This is a genomic window from Sorangium sp. So ce321 (genome assembly GCF_051530195.1).
Lineage (GTDB): Bacteria > Myxococcota_A > Polyangia > Polyangiales > Polyangiaceae > Sorangium.
The window spans coordinates 10,215,296-10,232,797 of sequence record NZ_CP150329.1 but is presented as its reverse complement, the minus strand read 5'-3'; the positions used below and the strand labels follow the sequence as shown (position 1 = coordinate 10,232,797).

At 70.8% G+C, this 17,502-nt stretch carries 14 protein-coding genes; 12 read left to right on the top strand and 2 right to left on the bottom strand.

What is annotated here, in order from left to right; translation table 11 throughout:
• Positions 1-62: 62 nt before the first annotated feature.
• Positions 63-1,733 carry a glycoside hydrolase 5 family protein gene (locus tag WME89_RS37815; protein ID WP_438004461.1) on the bottom strand — a complete coding sequence of 557 codons (1,671 nt, stop codon included), beginning with the start codon at positions 1,731-1,733 and terminating at the stop codon, positions 63-65.
• A gap of 495 nt (positions 1,734-2,228) precedes the next feature.
• Here WME89_RS37815 and WME89_RS37810 point away from each other — a divergent pair, with 495 nt between their 5' ends.
• The 3 genes from WME89_RS37810 to WME89_RS37800 all read left to right on the top strand — a co-directional run bounded on the left by WME89_RS37810 (position 2,229) and on the right by WME89_RS37800 (position 5,957).
• The gene (locus WME89_RS37810; RefSeq protein WP_438004460.1) at positions 2,229-3,350 is read left to right on the top strand and encodes a sterol desaturase family protein; all 1,122 of its coding nucleotides are present in this window, start codon (positions 2,229-2,231) and stop codon (positions 3,348-3,350) included.
• Between the two features lie 214 nt (positions 3,351-3,564).
• A complete protein-coding gene (locus tag WME89_RS37805; protein ID WP_438004459.1) occupies positions 3,565-4,680 on the top strand; it encodes an ADP-ribosylglycohydrolase family protein in 1,116 nt (371 codons plus the stop codon).
• A 272-nt stretch (positions 4,681-4,952) separates the two neighbouring features.
• Positions 4,953-5,957, top strand: coding sequence for a GH12 family glycosyl hydrolase domain-containing protein (locus WME89_RS37800; RefSeq protein WP_438004458.1), 1,005 nt, complete (start codon positions 4,953-4,955; stop codon positions 5,955-5,957).
• A gap of 71 nt (positions 5,958-6,028) precedes the next feature.
• Here the strand turns inward: WME89_RS37800 and WME89_RS37795 are convergent, their stop codons facing one another.
• The gene (locus tag WME89_RS37795; protein WP_438004457.1) at positions 6,029-7,150 is read right to left on the bottom strand and encodes a hypothetical protein; all 1,122 of its coding nucleotides are present in this window, start codon (positions 7,148-7,150) and stop codon (positions 6,029-6,031) included.
• 427 nt (positions 7,151-7,577) lie between these two features.
• Here WME89_RS37795 and WME89_RS37790 point away from each other — a divergent pair, with 427 nt between their 5' ends.
• From WME89_RS37790 to WME89_RS37750, 9 genes are all read left to right on the top strand, one after another.
• Positions 7,578-9,521 carry a DUF1585 domain-containing protein gene (locus WME89_RS37790; RefSeq protein ID WP_438004456.1) on the top strand — a complete coding sequence of 648 codons (1,944 nt, stop codon included), beginning with the start codon at positions 7,578-7,580 and terminating at the stop codon, positions 9,519-9,521.
• Positions 9,518-10,393, top strand: a complete 876-nt coding sequence (locus tag WME89_RS37785) for a hypothetical protein (RefSeq protein ID WP_438004455.1) — start codon at positions 9,518-9,520, stop codon at positions 10,391-10,393. The genes WME89_RS37790 and WME89_RS37785 overlap by 4 nt, the downstream gene beginning before the upstream one ends.
• 10 nt (positions 10,394-10,403) lie before the next feature.
• The gene (locus tag WME89_RS37780) at positions 10,404-11,768 is read left to right on the top strand and encodes a DUF1501 domain-containing protein (RefSeq protein WP_438004454.1); all 1,365 of its coding nucleotides are present in this window, start codon (positions 10,404-10,406) and stop codon (positions 11,766-11,768) included.
• Positions 11,765-13,096: a c-type cytochrome gene (locus WME89_RS37775; protein WP_438004453.1), complete on the top strand. Its 1,332-nt coding sequence runs from the start codon at positions 11,765-11,767 to the stop codon at positions 13,094-13,096. The genes WME89_RS37780 and WME89_RS37775 overlap by 4 nt, the downstream gene beginning before the upstream one ends.
• 57 nt (positions 13,097-13,153) lie before the next feature.
• On the top strand, positions 13,154-14,011 hold the full coding sequence (locus WME89_RS37770; RefSeq protein ID WP_438004452.1) for a helix-turn-helix domain-containing protein: 858 nt from the start codon (positions 13,154-13,156) through the stop codon (positions 14,009-14,011).
• Positions 14,012-14,066: 55 nt separating this feature from the next.
• Positions 14,067-14,561, top strand: a complete 495-nt coding sequence (locus tag WME89_RS37765; RefSeq protein ID WP_438004451.1) for a VOC family protein — start codon at positions 14,067-14,069, stop codon at positions 14,559-14,561.
• Positions 14,562-14,785: 224 nt separating this feature from the next.
• Positions 14,786-15,277: a DUF1360 domain-containing protein gene (locus WME89_RS37760; RefSeq protein ID WP_438004450.1), complete on the top strand. Its 492-nt coding sequence runs from the start codon at positions 14,786-14,788 to the stop codon at positions 15,275-15,277.
• Positions 15,278-15,399: 122 nt separating this feature from the next.
• Entirely contained in the window at positions 15,400-16,623 is a 1,224-nt protein-coding gene (locus WME89_RS37755; protein ID WP_438004449.1) for a hypothetical protein, read from the top strand.
• The gene (locus WME89_RS37750) at positions 16,620-17,372 is read left to right on the top strand and encodes a ferritin-like domain-containing protein (protein ID WP_438004448.1); all 753 of its coding nucleotides are present in this window, start codon (positions 16,620-16,622) and stop codon (positions 17,370-17,372) included. Before WME89_RS37755 ends, WME89_RS37750 begins: the two co-directional genes overlap by 4 nt.
• Positions 17,373-17,502: the final 130 nt, after the last annotated feature.

The following is a 17,502-nucleotide window of genomic DNA, read 5'->3' as shown; positions in this document are numbered from 1 at the left end:
GAATCAAGATGACCTCCGCGTCAGATGAAAGGGTGTGGGGCCGTGATCGGCCCCACGGGGTATCACTGTATCGAGTTGATCTGGTCAGCGTACTGCATGATGAGCGTCAGCGTGTCGACGTCGGACGTGTACACCGAGTACCACCCCTGGAGCTCGTGGGGCGGATCGCCGATGTAGTCCTGGCCGAGACGCCAGTAGAGGTTGCCGTCGTTCTCCGGCCTGCCGGTCCCGCCCCACGCCCAGAAGTTCACGCCGGCGAGCTCGGCGTTGTCCTTGACCGCGTCGAAGACGGAGGCGTAATACGCGTTCCGCTTCGTGACCGGGGTGCTGACCGGATCGGACTTGTCGTCGCGCGCGAGGCCGAACTCCTCGACGACGATCGGCTTGTTCAGCGCCTTGGCGTGCGCGATCTGCGTCGCGATGAACTCGTCGCTCAGGTCGATGGCCGCGTTCAGCGACTTGTCCTCGGCGCTGTCGATCGGCAGCGAGGGGTCGTACCACGACCAGTTCTCCGGCCAGACGTGGAAGGTCAGGTAATCGATGCCGGGCACGTCGTGGAACGCGCGGTAGTCGCTGTTCGCGTAGTCGCCCCACTGGTACAGCTCGCCCTCCGAGCCGATGGAGACGAGGTGGTTCGGGTCGATGTCCTTGATGAACTTCGCGGTCCGCTCGACCCAGAGCTTGAAGAGCGCGCTCCAGCCCCTGAACGACCGCGGCTCGTTCGCGAGCTGCCACGCCATGATGCCCGGGTGGTCCTTGAGCGCCGCGATGACGACCTCGGCCCGGCTGTAGAAGAACTCCTGCGCCTTCTTGTTGCACAGGAACAGGGTCGAGAGGTTCTGCTGGTCGTCCCACGCCGGGCCGATGAGGTCCGGGTCGGTGATCGTGTTCGGGTGGGGGATCGCGAAGTCGCCGGCGAGCGGGACGGCCTGGCAGTCCTCGCCGGTGCCCTCCTCGAACCGGGCCGACCCGGCGAACGGCACGAAGTGGTTTGCCGCGAGCAGGTCGGCGCCGGTCTCGGGGTGGGTCAGGCCGACCTGGTACGCGCCGAAGTCCTTGCCGCACGTGGTCTCCGGCTGCTCGTGCGCCCACTTGATGTACTGGGGCATACCGCCGGACCAGTGGTACCAGTCGTTCAGCGTCATCACGGCCTTCATGCCGTGGCCGTGGATCTCGTCGAGCACCGTCTTCAGGTTGCTCACGTACTGCTCCAGCTTCGGGTCGGCGCACGGCGCGTCGGACGAGGCGGGGAAGATCCGCTGCGGCCCGAACGCCGGGTCGTTCTGCTGCGCCTCGGGGATGTCGCCCTCGCTGAGCGCCATGATCCGGAGGTTCAGCACGCCCTGGCTCTCGAGGATGTCGAGCTCGGTGCGCAAGCGCTCGAGGTCGACGTAGGGAGCTGCCCAGAAGTTCGTGCCCATGTACTTGTACGGTTTCCCGTCGAGCGTGAGCTTACTCCCATCGGTCCGGACGTAGCACTTTTCGGCTTGCTGGGCGCAATCGAGGGCCGCGCCGCCGCCGGTTCCGTCCCCGCCGCCCCCGGTGTCGCCGGCGCCGGTGCCGCCGCCGCCGGTGTCGCCGCCGCCGGTGTCGCTCCCGCCGCCGGTGTCGCCCCCGCCGCCGCCGGTGTTGCCGGACCCACCGGTGCCGCCGGAGGGGGAGGGGTCGACCGCGTCAGAGGAGCACGCGGCGAGGGAGAGCAATCCCAGAGCAAGCAACAAGGTTCTGTTCATGGTGTTTCCTTACCTGGTTGGAGGTTCGTTCCTCAAGCATGGCTGAGCGCTGTCGCTCGGAGCCTGCGGCCCGTTCACGGCGCTGTGCCGAGCGGCCGCGTCACCTGCGCGTTGATCGTCTCGCCGGCATGGCTGCGATTCCCCCGGGTGTCGCGCCGATACAAGCCTCCGTTCGGGGTGGTCGCTCCTGCTGGCGCGGCTGGTGGAAGACCACTTAATCGGTTCAGCGTCAACAGGGAACCGAGCGGCCGGCGGGGCCGCTCCGGAGCGGGCGTGCGGTGTTCCGGGCGCTGCTGGCGCGCGGCCGTCCGGCGGGCGGCGCCGGGTCCCGGGGCGGGGCGATCCGGGCCGGCGCCGGGGGTCGCTGCGCGCCGGCCGAGGTCGTCCGGGTGGCGCTCGTTTCCGGGCGTGCCGGCGGCGTCCGGGCGGCGATCGGGCTAGGATGAGCGGGCGTTGGCCGAGGCGCGGTGCGCCGGCCTCGCGGAGGACGGGGGCATGTCGTCGAGCCTGATCCTGCTTGCTGTACCGGCCTTTTTCGCGCTCATCGGCGTCGAGCTCTGGCTCTGTCGCCGCCGCGGGCGCCGCGACTACCGCTTCTCCGACGCGCTCGCCAACCTGTCCTGCGGGGTGGGCCAGCAAACGATTGTCACCCTCGTCAGCTTCGGCTTGCTCGTTTATGTCTTCCTCTTCGAGCGCGCCGCGCCGCTCCGGCTGCCGCCGGGCGCAGCGTCGACCTGGCTGGCCTGCTTCGTCGCCGTCGACTTTTGCTACTACTGGGCCCACCGCGCGAGCCACCGGGTGAACTTCCTGTGGGCGGCGCACGCGGTCCACCACCAGAGCGAGGACTACAACCTGTCGGTCGCGTTGCGTCAGAGCTGGCTGCAGCGGGCGTTCTTCTGGCCGTTCTTCTGGCCGCTCGCCCTGCTCGGCTTCCCGCCGGTGGTGCTCGTCACGACGTACACGCTGAACACGCTCTATCAGTTCTGGATCCACACGCAGCTCGTCGGCCGGCTCGGTCCGCTGGAGCGGGTGCTGAACACGCCGTCTCACCACCGGGTGCACCACGGCGTCGACGCGGCGTATCTCGACCGGAACCACGGCGGCATGCTCATCGTCTGGGATCGGCTGTTCGGCACGTTCCGCGCGGAGGGCGCGCTCCCGCGCTACGGCGTTGTCCAGCCGCTCGGGAGCTTCAGCGCGCTGCGCGCGAACCTCGACCCGTGGCGCAAGCTCGCGCGCATGGCGTCGGCGGAGCCGCGCCTCTCGGGCAAGCTGCTCGTCTTTCTCCGGCCGCCGGACTGGCGCTCCGAGGCGTCGCCGCTCGAGGAGGGCCCGCTGCGCACCGACCCAGGCTACGTCCTGCACGACGTGGAGCGCCCGCGCTCGACGCGCGCGCTCGCGGCGGCGCTCTTCCTGGCGGCGCTCGTCGGCGCGATCGCGTTCCTCCATGCGGCGCCGGGCCTCGCCGCGGGCCCGCTGTGGGCGGGGGCGGCCGTGCTCCTCGCGGCGCTCACCGGCGTCGGCGCGCTGCTCGACGGGCGGGCCTCGCCGGAGCCGGCGCGCGGCGAGGCGACGTCCGCGGGCTCGCCGAAGGGGCTGCCGATCTCGCCTGCATAGAAGATGGCCAGAGCGCCCGGCGAGCCCGGGAGTCGCGCCGCGGCGGCGGGCGGCGCCGCCGCGGCGCGACACGATGTCCATCGGCGCGGAGAGCGACTGCCAACCTGGCGGGCTGCTCCCGGGGCGGACGCGCGGCGGGGTGCGCCGAATCGCGCGGATCTCGGCGGCGCGCTGCGGTCATTTCCGCGGCACGGCGCGTGAAAGGCGCGCTCGCATGCCCATCGAGACGACATCCATCGATCGCGAGGACCGGCTCACCGGCGTCCTCCTCGGCGCGGCGGTCGGCGACGCCCTCGGCCTCCCGCGCGAGGGCCTCTCGCGCCGCCGCGCCGGGCGCCTCTTCGGCCCTGCGCCGCTCGAGCACCGCTTCGTGCTCGGCCGCGGGATGGTCAGCGACGACACGGAGCACGCGTGCATGACGGCGCAGGCCCTGCTGGCCGCCCCTCGCGACGCCGGGCGGTTCGCGCGCTCGCTCGGCTGGCGGCTCCGCGGCTGGCTCGCCGCGCTGCCCGCGGGCGTCGGATACGCCACGTTGCGGGCGATCCTCAAGCTATGGCTCGGCTTCTCTCCGGAGCGGAGCGGCGTCTTCTCGGCCGGCAACGGCCCTGCGATGCGCGCGCCGATCCTGGGCGCGGCGCTCGCCCTCGCGCCGTCGCGCATCGAGCCGATGGTGCGCGCGTCCACGCGCCTCACCCATACCGACCCGCGCGCCGAGGAGGGCGCGCGGCTCATCGCCCTCGCGGCCTCGTATGCGGCGGTGCGCGGGCCGGAGCAGGTGAATCCGGGCGAGCTCCTGGCGATGCTGCGCGAGCGCGTCGCGGACGGGGAGCTCCGCCGCCGGCTCGACTGCGCGGCGGAGCTGCTCGCCCGGGGCGCCTCGGCGGAGGAGTTCGCCGGTGCGATCGGGCTCCATCAGGGCGTGAGCGGCTTCATCGTGGACACCGTCCCTGCGGTCCTGTTCTGCTGGCTCGCGAACGTGCGCGATTTCCGGCGCGCGGTGGAGGACGTGATCCTGCTCGGGGGTGACGCCGACAGCACGGGCGCCATCGTCGGCGGTCTCGCGGGCGCGACGCTGGGGGCGCGCGCCATCCCGGGAGCGTGGTTGAGCGGGATCGCCGATTTCCCGCTGTCCGTCGAGTGGATGCGGCGGCTCGGGGCGCGGCTCGCGCGGGAGTTCCGCGCCGAGGGGGAGGGCGCCGCGGCGGGGGAGGGCGCTCCCCGCGGGGAGGGGCCGCTCGGCTATTTCTGGCCGGTCTTGCCGGTGCGCAACCTGATCTTCCTGGTGCTCGCCCTGAAGCACGGATTCCGGAGGATGCTGCCGCCCTATTGAGGCGGCTCGGAGGCCTGGAATTGCGTTCGAGGAGCGAGGAGCGATGTCTTGCAGACGCTCTCCACCCGAGTCCACGACAGCTGCCGCGTCACGTCCGCGCGGTGATTCGACGCACGCCGCACTTTTGGAGTCGAGCGGTGCGCCATCGCTGCTGCTACAATTATTCAAGTCGCGCGCTGCTTTTTGCGCACACCGGCGCCGTGCGACGGTGTCAAGGTGATATGGTCCGCGCCATGAGCGCGCGTTCCTTAACCGAGTCTTTCGCACGGCTGATGCTGGCGGCGACCCTCGTCGCCGGTTGCTCTGGGTCTTCCGACGACGGAGGCACCGGCGGTTCGTCGGGATCCGGCGGACCGCCGAGCGCGAGCGGCTCGGCGGGCGATGGGGCGGGCGGCACCGGCGCAACCAGCGGCGGCACCGGCGCAACCAGCGGCGGCACCGGCGGCGCGGGCAGCAGCGGCGGCACCACCACGGCAGGAACGGGCGGCGGCGGAGCGGGAGGCACTGGAGCTACCAGCGGCAGCGGCGGCACGGGCGGCACCACGAGCCCGGGCTCCGGGCTCGGCTCCGGCACCATGGAGGGCTCCGGCAGCTCGAGCGAGCGGTACGAGACGGGCCTCGTCTCGCGCGACGACACGCCGTACGTGCTCATCACCAACGGCTGGGGCCCCGGCTTCGGCAGCCACACCATCTCGTGGGAGGGCACGTCGTTCACGGTCGAGAGCATGAGCGGCACGGCCGGCGCGATGGGTCAACCCGCCTCGTACCCGACCGTGTTTTGCGGCCGCTACTCGGTGATGGAGGTGCCGGACTGCGGCTTGCCGGCGCCGAGCGCGTCCATCACGAGCCTTCGCACCGGCTGGCGCTGGGCCAAGAACGGCAACGACGGCGAGTACAACGCCGCGTATGACATCTGGATGGGCAATGGCACGCGGCTTCAGGGCTACCTGATGGTGTGGCTGCGCGATCCGCCGAGCTATCAGCCCGCCGGGCAGCCGAATGCCGCGCATCAGGGCGTGACGGTCGCGAACGTCCCCGGCACGTGGAACATCTGGAACGGCATGGTGAACGGCCTGCCGATCGTGAACTGGGTGCGCGCCGAAGGGAACGACAGCTACGAGATCGAGTTCGACGTGATGGACTTCGTGCGCGACGCGGAGACGCGCGGCCTCAGCGTGCCCGGCAACACGGTGAACGCTGTCGCCGTCGGGTTCGAGATCTGGGAGGGCCCGATCACGAACTTGCAGAGCCTCGACTTCTACGTCGACGTGAACTGACGTGAACTGACGTGAACTGACGTGAGCTGAGCGCGCGCTTCGGCCGAGTCCACCTCGCGCGAGAGCGCCGCTCACGGGCACATCGACGCGGCATAGAGCCCGTCGACGTCGATGCCGCCCCAGTTGAATTCTGTGTAGGACCCGTACACCCTGGCCGAGACGCCGCTCGCGTCGATGCTCAGGATGTCGACCGTGCCGCCCGTGAACGACCCGGAGATGAGGTTCTCGGTGACGCAGTCGGCCGCCGAGCGCGTCGAGACGGAGAAGGACGCGTGGACGGCTGGATCGGTGAGATCGATGAGCCCGGGCCGCTGAAGCTCTGGCGGGAGGCTCAGCGACATGCGCGAGGTGCCGGTGCACCCGATGGGCGGCGACGGTTGTTCGCAGCTCGTGGCCGCGGTCCCGAGGACCAGGTGGAGCGCGGCGGGGTCGAAAGCCGGCGTTGGGTCGTCGCCCTGAGGCGTGGCCTGATGACGTCCGCCCTGGAGCACCAGCCCGGGCAAGGGCGGGCTCACGGGGGGCGCGTCGCCGCAATACGTGGCTGTGTAATCGCCGTTGATATTGCCCCCGTCAAAGGGCGGATCCCCCCAGTCGAGCTTCACGGAGACGGAGCTCGCGTCGCTGCTCACGATCTCGAGCGTCTTCTCCCGCTTCCCCGGGACGATGGTGGTGCCGATGATCACGCTCGTCCACTCCCCCGAGCCTCCGCTGGAGCCGATACCCCCGGCGTAGGGTGAGTTCCAGAAGCCCAGGTACGTGCCGATGCGATCGTCCCTGAGGTCGATGAGGCCGGGTCGATTGAGCTCGGGCGGGATGACGAGGATGACCTGCCAGAAGTCGTGCGTGTCTGCGTCCGGGTCCGCCGGCAGCTCGGTCGAGGGCCGGAGCACCGGCTGGCTGCACTCCTGGACGGATTCGCTGAAGACGAGCACGAGCGAGTCGGGATGCGGCGGGGGGTGGCCCAAACTCGGCTTGGGATGGAAGAGGTACGATGTGAACTCCGTGAAGGATGCCGGGGAGGCCACGGGCGGGAGCGGCCAGTCGCCGGCGCGCATCGCGAGGGCGTTCGGGGATGGCGGGGGCGGCTCCTCCTCCGCCTCCACCGGCTGAGGCTCCACCGGAACGAGCACGATCGGGTCGCACCCGCCGTTCATCATCGCCACCGTCCCGATGGCCGTGATCCAGCGCTTCATTGGATTCCCTCCAGGCATGTTCCTGAGGTGAAGTCCTCCGACGGGCCCGCCACGGCTCATCGAAAGCGACAAACCTTGCGGAGCCGGAACTCTGGACACGGGGAGGCACGTCAGCACCAATGGCACGTTTGCTGTTCGCCACGGTCGCGGGGCGGGTACCGGCGCATCGTCGGGTGTCCCATGCTCGAGGCGGGCTCGTTCGATGCGATCCTGCGGGACGGAACTCCCGCGCGACGAGGGGAGACAGCGGCGGCGCATTCGGCATACATCCGCGGCTGATGGAGGCGCATGGCGCGTGCGTCCTCCACATCCGCGCCTGATGAAGGCATGCGGCGCGTGCGTTTTCCGAGGGACAGCCTCGCTTGGCGCCGGCGTCCGATGCAAGATCCCGTCTCTCCGCTTTGTTCAGGTCACGTAGGAGGCATCCATGCGACGAGCTGGAAGAATCGCGGCTCTCTTGCTCCCGCTGGCGCTGCTCGGGTCCCGCGCCGACGCGGCGCCGGGCCTCGGCGACTACCGGTATTTCAGGGCGCTATCCATCGATCTCCAGGGCAGGATGCCGACCCGCGACGAGATCGCCGCGTTCGAGTCGCCCGCGTTCGACGTCGACGCGTGGATCGACGATCGCCTGGCCCAGCCGGCGTACGCCGAGCGCATCCGGCGCATCTACATGGACCTCATGCGCCTCGACGTCGGCCCGTCGTTCCAGTTCGTGCCGAAGGCGTCGATGCTGCGCCGCCACGAGATCCTCGGCCCCGACGGCAGGCCGATGTACGTCTACTTTCGCCTGCTCCAGCGGCGCGAGCGCCCGGAGACCGACGGCGATTTCTGCTTCACCAAGGCCGAGACCGGGCTGCAGTTCCCCAAGTACGCGGCCGGCGTCGGCACGCCGATCCCCGTGTCGCAGGAGGCGCTCGATCGGAACACCGTCCTCGTGAAGCCCTGGTGGCTCTACCGCGACTACCGCACGGCCGATCCGCGCGATCGCTACGACCCGGCGACCTGGGCCTCGCGCTACCCGAACTTCACGCCGGCCGACGAGCTGCTCCGCGAGCCGGACGGCACCACGCAGGTCCAGGCCGTGCGCGTCTGCAAGGAGGAGGCGCAGACCGCGACGGCAGGCACCGTGTTCATCACCGGCCGCAGGCCCCAGGCGATCGGGACGCCGCCGCCCTACGATCGGCTCCTCCCGCTGCCTTATGATACCGACTATGCGCGGGCGCACCCGAACGCGCCGATCGATTGCCTGAGCGGCACCTCGGTCACGCTCGCGCGCGAGTGCGGCTGCGGCCCCGGCCTCGAGCGCTGCGTGCCTACCGCGGGCCCGAACCTCGAGCGGCGCGGGTTCGCCATGCCGCTCAGCGCGCCGATCGGCGCCGAGCGGCCGACCGTCGTGGACCCGGAGTTCACCGGCGCCTGGTCGCGCTTCTGGTGGGGTCAGGAGGCCGTGCAGTTCCTCGAGCGCATCGTCGCCGAGGACCGCGACTTCCGCGAGGTCCTCACGGCCAAGTACACCTATGTGAACGGCCCGCTCTCGCAGTTCTACCAGTGGATCGCTCCCTCGACGTGCTGCGGCGGCGAGTTCGGCAGCGCCGATTATGTGAGCGGCCAGCGCTTCGGCTACGTGAACCCGGTCTCGCTCTTCGAGCCGAGCCGGGCGCCGAGGGACCTCCTGCCCCACGACACGACCGCCTGGGTGAAGGTCGAGGACCGCGGCCCCTTCGCCTCGGGCCTGCTCACCATGCCGATCTTCCTCACGAAGTACGGCTCGCGCCGCGGCCGCGCGCACGTGCTCTACAACGTCTTTCTCTGCAGCGAGTTCGTCTCGACCGAGACGCGCCTGCCGCCGTCGAACGAGTCGAACCTGATGATCCGGCCCGGGTGCTCGGGCTGCCACGTCTCGCTCGAGCCGCTCGCGGCCTACTTCTCGCGCGTCGTCGAGAGTGACTGGACCTTCCTGCCCGGCTCGAGCTTCCCCCTCGAGAGCACCCAGTGCAGCGCGCCCGCCGGCGGCACAGCCCAGAAGGAGTGCGATAATTTCTACGATCCGGCGTTCACCGGCGCTACCTCGGCCAGCCTGCGCGGCGCCTACGGCTCGCACGAGCACGCCGACGAGGGGCCGGCGGGGCTCGCGCGGCAGATCGTGGCCTCCGAGCGGTTCGCCCCCTGCGTCGCGGAGAAGGTCGTCTCGTCGTTCCTCGGCCGGGCCCTCACCGGCGACGACGCCGAGCTCCTCGAGCAGGCCGAGGAGGCGTTCGTGGGCGGCAGCTACCGGATGAAGCCGCTCGTGCGCGAGCTCGTGCGCGCCGCGGCGTACGAGGACGCCAACAACCTCTCGTCGGCCGTCTGGCGCAATGGAGGCTCGCGATGACCCGCTCGTCTCGATATCTCGCGGCCCTCGCGGCCATGGCGCTCGCCGTGATCGCAGCGCCCGCAGCAGGGTGCTCCAGCAAGGAGCCGCCGGAGGCCGCCGCGACGGAGCCGCCCGCGCCGACCACGACGCCGACCACGCCGACCACGCCGACGACATCGACCACGCCGCCGACACCGCCGTCGCCGACCACGCCGCCGACCACGCCGTCGCCGACCACGCCGCCGCCGCCGCCGATCGTGGGCGTGCCGGCGCCGGCGATCCCGGGCCACGCCGATCCGCAGGACGACACGCCGAAGGAGGGGCCGCGGCTCGTCCCGCAGGAGGTGTACCTGCAGACCTACGTGAAGCTCTTCGGCGACGACCTCACGCCCCTCCAGGTCGAGGCGCTCGCGCGCGGCGCGGACGCGGGCATCGTGTTCGATCGGTGGGCCGATTACATGAGCCCGCTCGGCTTCCCCGACCACAAGCTCGACGTCAACCGCCAGACGAACACGAACACGCTGATGATGGGGACCTTCGAGCGCCTCGGCATCGCGCTCTGCGCGCGCAAGGCCGAGATCGAGCTCCGGAGCAGCCCGCCGCCGCCGTCGATCGCGGCGCGCCGCGTGTTCGCCTTCGACATGACGCCCGCGGATCCGACCGACGCGGAGTTCGCCGCGCGCTTCGACGTCCTGCACCGGACGTTCCTCGGGTATCCGGCGGCCCTGGCCCCGACCGAGCGTGCTGGCCGCTTCCGCGCGGTCTTCCGCGACGTGGTGCGGCGGCACGCCGCCCCCGGGGCGCCGACGTCGCGCTTCACCCCGCAACAGGCAGGCTGGGCGGTGGTCTGTTACGGCCTCGTCCGCCATCCGGAGTTCATCGTCTACTGAGGAGCCGACCATGAGATGCTGCTCGAACCGCAGGACGTTCCTCAAGGCGCTGAGCGGCGCCGCGGCGCTCGGGGCCGCCGGGGTTCCGGTGCTCCGCGCGCTCGCCGCGCCGCCCGACGGGGAGCACGAATACTTCATCTTCATCGACATCACGGGCGGCTGGGACGTGCTCCTCTGGTCCGATCCGCGCAACGAGCGCCGGGGCCTCGTGGACCCGCCGAGCACGGAGAGCCTGAGGACCGACGGGCTGACCCGCTGGGTCGACAGGCCGCTCGAGCCGGGCACGTCCACCTTCGAGCTCGTCCGGCCCTCGGGCAGCAACCTCGTCTTCGGTCCGGCGATCGGCAAGCTCGCGGACCTCTATGACCGGATGTGCATCATCAACGGCATTGCCATGAACACGGTCAGCCACCCCGACGGCACCGTGTTCTCGGCGACGGGGCAGCACCTCGTCGGCAGCCGCGCTGTGTCGCCGAGCATCGACACGATCCTCGCGAACGAGCTCGGCCTCGCGGAGCTCTTCCCGCTGGTCTCGGCGCGCTTCCCGTCGTGGTTCGTCGGGAGCAACCTCGATCGCCGCGCCATGCCGGTGCTCGTCGACTCGATCGGCGCCATCGGCAAGTCGCTCACGAGGACGACCCGCTACGACCGCGCCGAGGACCGCGATCAGATCTCGCAGCTCCTCATCCAGGAGGCCAGGGACCTGGCGGACATCTCGTATTACCCCGAGGTCTACGAGGGCATGGCCCTGCACTACGAGTCGCTGCGCAAGGTCCTCTCGAGCGGCATCCGCGACGTGTTCACGGCGAGCGAGCTCAAGGTAGCGCAGCCGAGCTTCGACTACGGCGGCAGGTTCCACGGGGACGAGGCGGTGAGCGCGGCGTTCGCGGTCGAGGCGATGAAGCGCGACGTGGTGCGGTGCGCGAGCTTCGGGCTGCAGGGCTTCGACACGCACACAGGCAATTACCAGAACCACGCGCTGATGCTGCAGGAGGCGTTCGACATGATCGCGACGCTCGTGCAGGTGCTCGACGCCTCGCCCCACCCGACGCTCGACGGCGAGCGGCTCTCGGATCACACGCACATCCTCGTGATCAGCGAGTTCTGCCGTGGGCCGATGATGAACCCCGCGGGCGGGCGCGATCATTACCCGAACAACTCGGCGCTCATCCTCTCACCGAGGTTCAGGGGCAACTTCGCGCTGGGCCGGAGCGACGAGGAGCAGCTCCTGCCCGTCGTGACGCGGTCGTTCTCGGACGGCGAGCGGCCGATCAGCCCCGCCGACGTGCTCGCTACCTTCCTCGGCGCCTTCGGCATCGAGCCGGGCAAGTACCTGCGCGACGGGGAGATCATGCCGGAGCTCCTGGCCACATGAGGGCGCGCCGCTTCTGGCTGATCGTGGGGGCGCTGCTCCCGCTCTCGTGCGGCGGGGGCGGGGAGGGCACGCCCACGCCGGAGCAGCAGGACCCGCAGGAGACCGGCCCGGAGGACACCGAGCCGCCGGACGCCGGCCCGGAGGACGCCGAGCCGCCGGACGCCGAGCCGCCGGACGCCGGCCCGGAGGACGCCGAGCCGCCGGACGCCGGCTCGCCGGACGCCGATCCACCGCAGCCCGACGAGGTGCTCGCCGTGTATCCGGTCGCCTGGAGCCGGGGTGACGCGGACGTGGGGAAGGTCGCGAGCGTGGTCGACGGCGGCGAGACGGTCGTCGTGCTCGGGAGCAAGGGCGCCGTGGTGCTCGAGCACGGCGAGGTCGCGAGCACGGACCCGACGAAGGTCGACTGGCGCGCTTGCGGGGTGGTCCCCGCGGCCGATCGCACGAGCGGCGGCTGGACGGTGGGGATCGACGGCGAAGGCGGCGTGTTCCGGATCCGGCCGCGGGCTCCGGTCGAGAGCATCTCGGCGCGCTACGGGCTCGAGCACGACGTGGTGACGGCCGTGGCGACGAGCGGCGGGAAGGCGGTGTTCGGGCTCGAGGAGGGCGTGGCGATCGCGGACGGCGAGCTGGTGACGCACTACGCGACGCGCCCGTTCACCAGCCTGACCGCTGGCGACGACGGGCGCATCGCCCTGGCGGGCGCCGACGCCGTCCAGGCCTTCGATCTGGCCGCCGAGGAGATCACGACGTTCGCCCTCCCCGGGGCCGCGCACGTGGCGTTCGACCCGGAGGGCAGGCTGGTCGCCGCGACCTCGACCTCGGTGTACCGGGAAAACGACGACGGCGCGCTCGCGCTCGTGTACGAGGCGGAGGAGGGCGGCCCGGCGATCCACGGCCTCGCGGCGTCCGGCAGCCGTGTGTGGCTGGGCATCGGGTCGGAGCTCGGCCTTCTGGAGCGCGACGCGGTGGTCCGCACGGAGGGGATCGGGCTCGCGCTCGATGCCCGGCTCATCGCGGCGAGCACGGGCGATGTCTGGGCCATTGCCGGCGGCGAGCTCCTGCGCTTCTCGGCGGACGCGTCGCAGGGCGAGGACGCCGAGAGCTGGGAGGCGCAGATCCGGCCGATCGCCGAGGCGTCGTGCAGCCTGTGCCACCTGCCGGGCGGGCCTGCGGGGATCGATCTGTCGACGTACGCAGCATGGGTGTCGCGCAGGACGGCCATCCGCCAGCGCGTGGTCGCCGAGCGCGACATGCCGCCGCCAGGGATCGAGTTCTCCGAGAGCGACCGAGAGATCATCGCGGCCTGGATCGACGGCGTCCGCTGAGGCGGCGGGCGCCCGCTCGTCCTCCGCCCGTGGCATGCTGTCTCCCCGGGCCGCCCCATGCGCTTCGTCATCCACACCCCGCCACCCCCTCTCGCCCGCTTCGTCAGCCAGCTCTGGTACTACGCCACCCCCGAGCTCCCCCATGTGCTCGAGCGCGTGCTCCCCAGCGGCGCGGTGAACCTCCTCATCAACATCGCCGAGGACGAGCTGCGCTGGTACGACGACCCCGCCGGCGTCGCCGCTGCCGGCGGCGCCCCCTCGCTCGCGCGCTGCCACCGCCTCCGCGGCATCGCCGTCTGCGGCGCCCACGCCGAGCACATCACGATCGACACGGCCGAGCAGCGGGAGATCATCGGCGCCGAGTTCACCCCGGGCGGCGCGTTCCCGTTCTTCGGCCCGGACGTCGAGGCGCTCGGCGGCGCCCACGTCTCGCTCGAGGCGATCTGGGGCCGCGACGCCGACCTCGTCCGCGAGCGCGTCCTCGAGGCGAAGGCCCCCGAGGCGAGGCTCCGCGCGCTCGAGTCCGCCCTCGCCGCGCGGCTCCTCCGCCCGCGCGCGCCGCCCGCGCGCGACCCCGCGGTCGACTTCGCCCTCGCCGCGTTCGCCGACCCGTCCCGCGCCTGCACCGTGGCCGACGTGACGGGGCAGCTCGGGATGAGCGCGAAGCGGTTCATCCGCAGCTTCACCGAGCAGGTCGGCCTCACCCCGAAGCGCTACTGCCGCGTGCGGCGCTTCCAGCAGGTGATCTCGGCGATCGAGCGCGGCGAGCGCATCTCGTGGGCGGGCGTCGCGGCCGCGTGCGGCTACTACGACCAGGCGCACTTCATCCACGACTTCCGCGCCTTCGCGGGCCTGACCCCGACCGAGTACGTCGCGCGGCGCCGCGAGCGGAACCACGTCCGGCTCGAAGGCTGAGCCGGCCGGCACGTTTTTACAATACCCACTCCGGCCGCGCGGCCATGTTCCGCCCATGACCAAGCGACCGCACCCCATCGCCCCGCCCCCCTACCACGCCGTCATGCCTCACCTCGTCGTCGCCGGCGCGTCGGACGCCATCGCTTTTTACAAGAAGGCGTTCGGCGCGACCGAGAAGCTGCGCCTCGCCGACCCGAAGCTGGGCGGCAACATCGTCTGTGCCGAGCTCATCATCGGCGACTCGGTCATCAGCGTCGCGGACGAGGCCCCCCAGTGGAACGCGCGCGGCCCGAGGGCGCTCGGCGGCTCGCCCATCGTCCTCACGCTCAACGTCGAGGACCCCGACGCCGTCGCCGCGCGCGCCATCGAGGCGGGCGCCAAGATCATCTATCCCATCGACGACCAGTTCTACGGCCGGCGCGAGGGCAGGGTCGAGGACCCGTTCGGCCACCAGTGGGTCCTGTCGGCCGTCATCGAGGACGTCTCGGTGGAGGAGATGCAGACGCGCATGGCGCAGTGGTGGGAAGAGAAGGGCACGAGCGGCGCCTGAGCCGCTCGACCGGGACGTGGGTCCCTCATCCGCTCTTCGACAGCACACCTCGCCCGCCGCACCCTGGATACCGCAGAGCCCGTTGCGCGCGGGCGCCTCATCCGTTGCCGCGCGATCACCAGCTCTGTTGAGCCCGCCAGTCGCCTCGGCCCAGTCGAGCCCGTCAGTTCGTCATCGAGGCTCCGCCGAGCCCGCGGGGCACGCAGGTTGCGTGTTGCGGCGCCATGCTGAGCTTCGATTCGCTGCTGGGGCAGGGCCATGAAGACGAGCCTCTCGCCCACTACGTCAAGCTGATGGGTGCTTATCTGGGCCTGTCGGCTGGCGCCTTCGCGCTCCTGGCGCGTGCCGGGCGACCCGTGCCGTCACGCATCCCCCTGCGTGACGCGGCGCTCCTCGGGCTCGCCACGAACCGCCTGAGCCGGCTCATCACGCGCGACAAGGTGGCCCGCGCCGTGCGCGCGCCGTTCACCGATGTGGAGCAGGACCCCTCGGGCGGCACGCACGAAGAGCCGCGCGGCGAGGGGATGACGCGCGCCCTCGGGGAGCTCCTCACGTGTCCTCGGTGCGCCGCCATGTGGGCGTCGCTGGCGTTGACCATCGGCTACTTCGCGTCTCCGCGCCTCACGCGCGGAGCCTCGTTCCTGCTCGGCGCTGCGGCGATCTCGGATTTCATCAACACGTGCTACGCGCGCCTCATGAGCGATGGAGGTAAGTAGCGCGCAGGCGATCTTGCGACAGCTGTGGCCGAGTGCCTCATCGTGGCTCTCGGCTGTCGTGGACAGGACCGGCGCCTTCCGTGGAGCGCCTCTTGCAGATACCCCGGAGATTGGAGGTCAAGGTGGCACTTGATTTGTTGAACGAGCGGGGCACACCGCTAGACAAGCAGCAGTTCGATTGGCGGGAGCTGGTCAGCATCCCGTCGAGCAAGCTGAACGATGACGCCTTCACCCGCGTCCGGATCATCTTGATGAACGGCATCGAGTCCGAGGCCGTGCGCTTCTCTCATGCTTGTGCTCGCATGAACGGCGCGCTCCAGCGGGAGCTGGCCCTCATCCGCCGGGTCGAGCAGCACCAGCAGACGATGGTGAACTGGCTCCTGCCGGGCGATCTGTCCGTGCTCGAGACCACCATCGGCTTCGAGCAGGTGGCGATCGAGGTCACCGCGTCGGTCGCGATGAACGAGCCCGACGAGTACATGGCCCAGATCTACCGGTTCGGGATGCTCGAGGACTTCGACCACCTGTACCGGTACTCGGCGCTGATGGACCGGGTGCATGGCAAGGACTCGAACAACATCCTGCAGTGCTACACGGACATCTGTCCGGGCAGGCCGACGAGCGTGGAGCACCGCCACCCCGACGACGACCTGCGGGCCCCCTATGATCGGAGGACGGCGGCGCCGCTGACCAAGCTGAACGCGCTCACGATCATGGCGTCCGAGCACCAGACGCACGACTACTACATGAACGTCGGGCCGACCTTCGCCGACCCGATGGCGCGGCAGCTCTACGCCGAGATCGCCTCCATCGAGGAGCAGCACGTCACGCAGTACGAGTCGATCATCGATCCCAACGAGAGCTGGCTCGAGAAGTGGCTCCTGCACGAGGCGACCGAGGTCTACAACTACTACAGCTGTGCGCAGTCCGAGTCGAACGCCCGGATCAAGGCGATCTGGGAGCGGTTCGTCGACTACGAGCTCGGGCAGCTTCAGCACGTGCGCCGCCTCTTCGAGACGATCGAGAAGCGCGACGCCGCGGAGATCCTGCCGAAGGAGCTGCCCGATCCCATCGAGTTCAGGAGCCACCGCGAGTTCGTCCGCCGCGTGCTGCAGAGCGAGGTGCACCTGCGCGCCGTCGGCAAGAACATCGTGGATCCGCGCCAGGTGCCTGAATCGCCGCAGACGCTCGCCTACCGCGAGCGGCTCAACATGGCCGGCTCGCCTTCCGAGACGGTCGCGGCGGGGTACGTCTGGGTCCCCGGCACGGAGCTCGCGCTCCAGGCGCCTCAGGGCAACGAAGCGAACGGCAACGGCGCGAAGGTTTACAAGATGAGGTCAGCATGAAGACCGAGACGACAGCGGGGATGAACCGCACCGGGATGGACATGTCGCCGATGGACTCGAAGGAGGTCGTCGTGGGCGCGACGATCATGCCGCCGAGCAGCGCGGGCGACGCTTCGGCCATCGCCAGCGTCCTCGCCCACTACGCGCGGCAGGAGGAGCGGGTCGGGACGATGCCCCCGCCCGGCACGCTCAAGGGGGCCGTGAAGACGGCGCTCCAGGCGCTGAAGGGCGAGGCGCCGCTCGTCCTGCTCGACAAGCTGGGCGAGCGCCTCGCCTTCGAGCGGGCGGGGAGCCGGCTATGGAAAGGGGTGCTCGCGAAGTTCGACGCGCTCGGCTCGTTCGAGGGCGGCCCCACGCGCGAGGAGATCGAGCAGATCTACCGGGACGAGGCGGAGCACTTCCTCCTCGTCGCCTCGGTGGTCCGGAAGCTGGGCGCGGATCCCACGGCCGAGACGCCGCTGGCCGACGTCCACGGGGTCGCCTCGTGCGGCCTGATCAAGGTCGTGACGGATCCGAGGACCAACCTGGCCGACGCGCTGGAGGCGATGCTGATCGCCGAGCTCACCGACAACGATGCATGGGACGTGCTCATCGAGATGTCCCAGGGCCTCAACGACCAGCAGATCACGGCGCAGTTCATGGACGCGCGCGCCGCCGAGGCGCGCCACCTCGAGATGGTGCGGTCCTGGATCAAGGCGTCGGTGCTCGCGCGGGCGAATGGCGATCATGCGAACATGGTGATGAGCTGAGCCGGAGGCTCGTCCCGTAGTCAGGCCCGCAGCTCGCGGGCGCCAGGCGCGCAGGGTGTACCCGGCGGGCGTGGCGCCCGCGAGCGCGTTTTGTGTTTCATGGGCGGTCTGGCGCTGGATGCACGGCTCG

Coding starts and splice junctions, on each gene's coding strand:
- WME89_RS37775 (WP_438004453.1), top strand. CDS start 11,765: ATGAGGGCGCGCCGCTTCTGGCTGATCGTGGGGGCGCTGCTCCCGCTC.
- WME89_RS37785 (WP_438004455.1), top strand. CDS start 9,518: ATGACCCGCTCGTCTCGATATCTCGCGGCCCTCGCGGCCATGGCGCTC.
- WME89_RS37810 (WP_438004460.1), top strand. CDS start 2,229: ATGTCGTCGAGCCTGATCCTGCTTGCTGTACCGGCCTTTTTCGCGCTC.
- WME89_RS37760 (WP_438004450.1), top strand. CDS start 14,786: ATGCTGAGCTTCGATTCGCTGCTGGGGCAGGGCCATGAAGACGAGCCT.
- WME89_RS37765 (WP_438004451.1), top strand. CDS start 14,067: ATGACCAAGCGACCGCACCCCATCGCCCCGCCCCCCTACCACGCCGTC.
- WME89_RS37770 (WP_438004452.1), top strand. CDS start 13,154: ATGCGCTTCGTCATCCACACCCCGCCACCCCCTCTCGCCCGCTTCGTC.
- WME89_RS37750 (WP_438004448.1), top strand. CDS start 16,620: ATGAAGACCGAGACGACAGCGGGGATGAACCGCACCGGGATGGACATG.
- WME89_RS37805 (WP_438004459.1), top strand. CDS start 3,565: ATGCCCATCGAGACGACATCCATCGATCGCGAGGACCGGCTCACCGGC.
- WME89_RS37800 (WP_438004458.1), top strand. CDS start 4,953: ATGCTGGCGGCGACCCTCGTCGCCGGTTGCTCTGGGTCTTCCGACGAC.
- WME89_RS37815 (WP_438004461.1), bottom strand. CDS start 1,733: ATGAACAGAACCTTGTTGCTTGCTCTGGGATTGCTCTCCCTCGCCGCG.
- WME89_RS37790 (WP_438004456.1), top strand. CDS start 7,578: ATGCGACGAGCTGGAAGAATCGCGGCTCTCTTGCTCCCGCTGGCGCTG.
- WME89_RS37780 (WP_438004454.1), top strand. CDS start 10,404: ATGAGATGCTGCTCGAACCGCAGGACGTTCCTCAAGGCGCTGAGCGGC.
- WME89_RS37795 (WP_438004457.1), bottom strand. CDS start 7,150: ATGAAGCGCTGGATCACGGCCATCGGGACGGTGGCGATGATGAACGGC.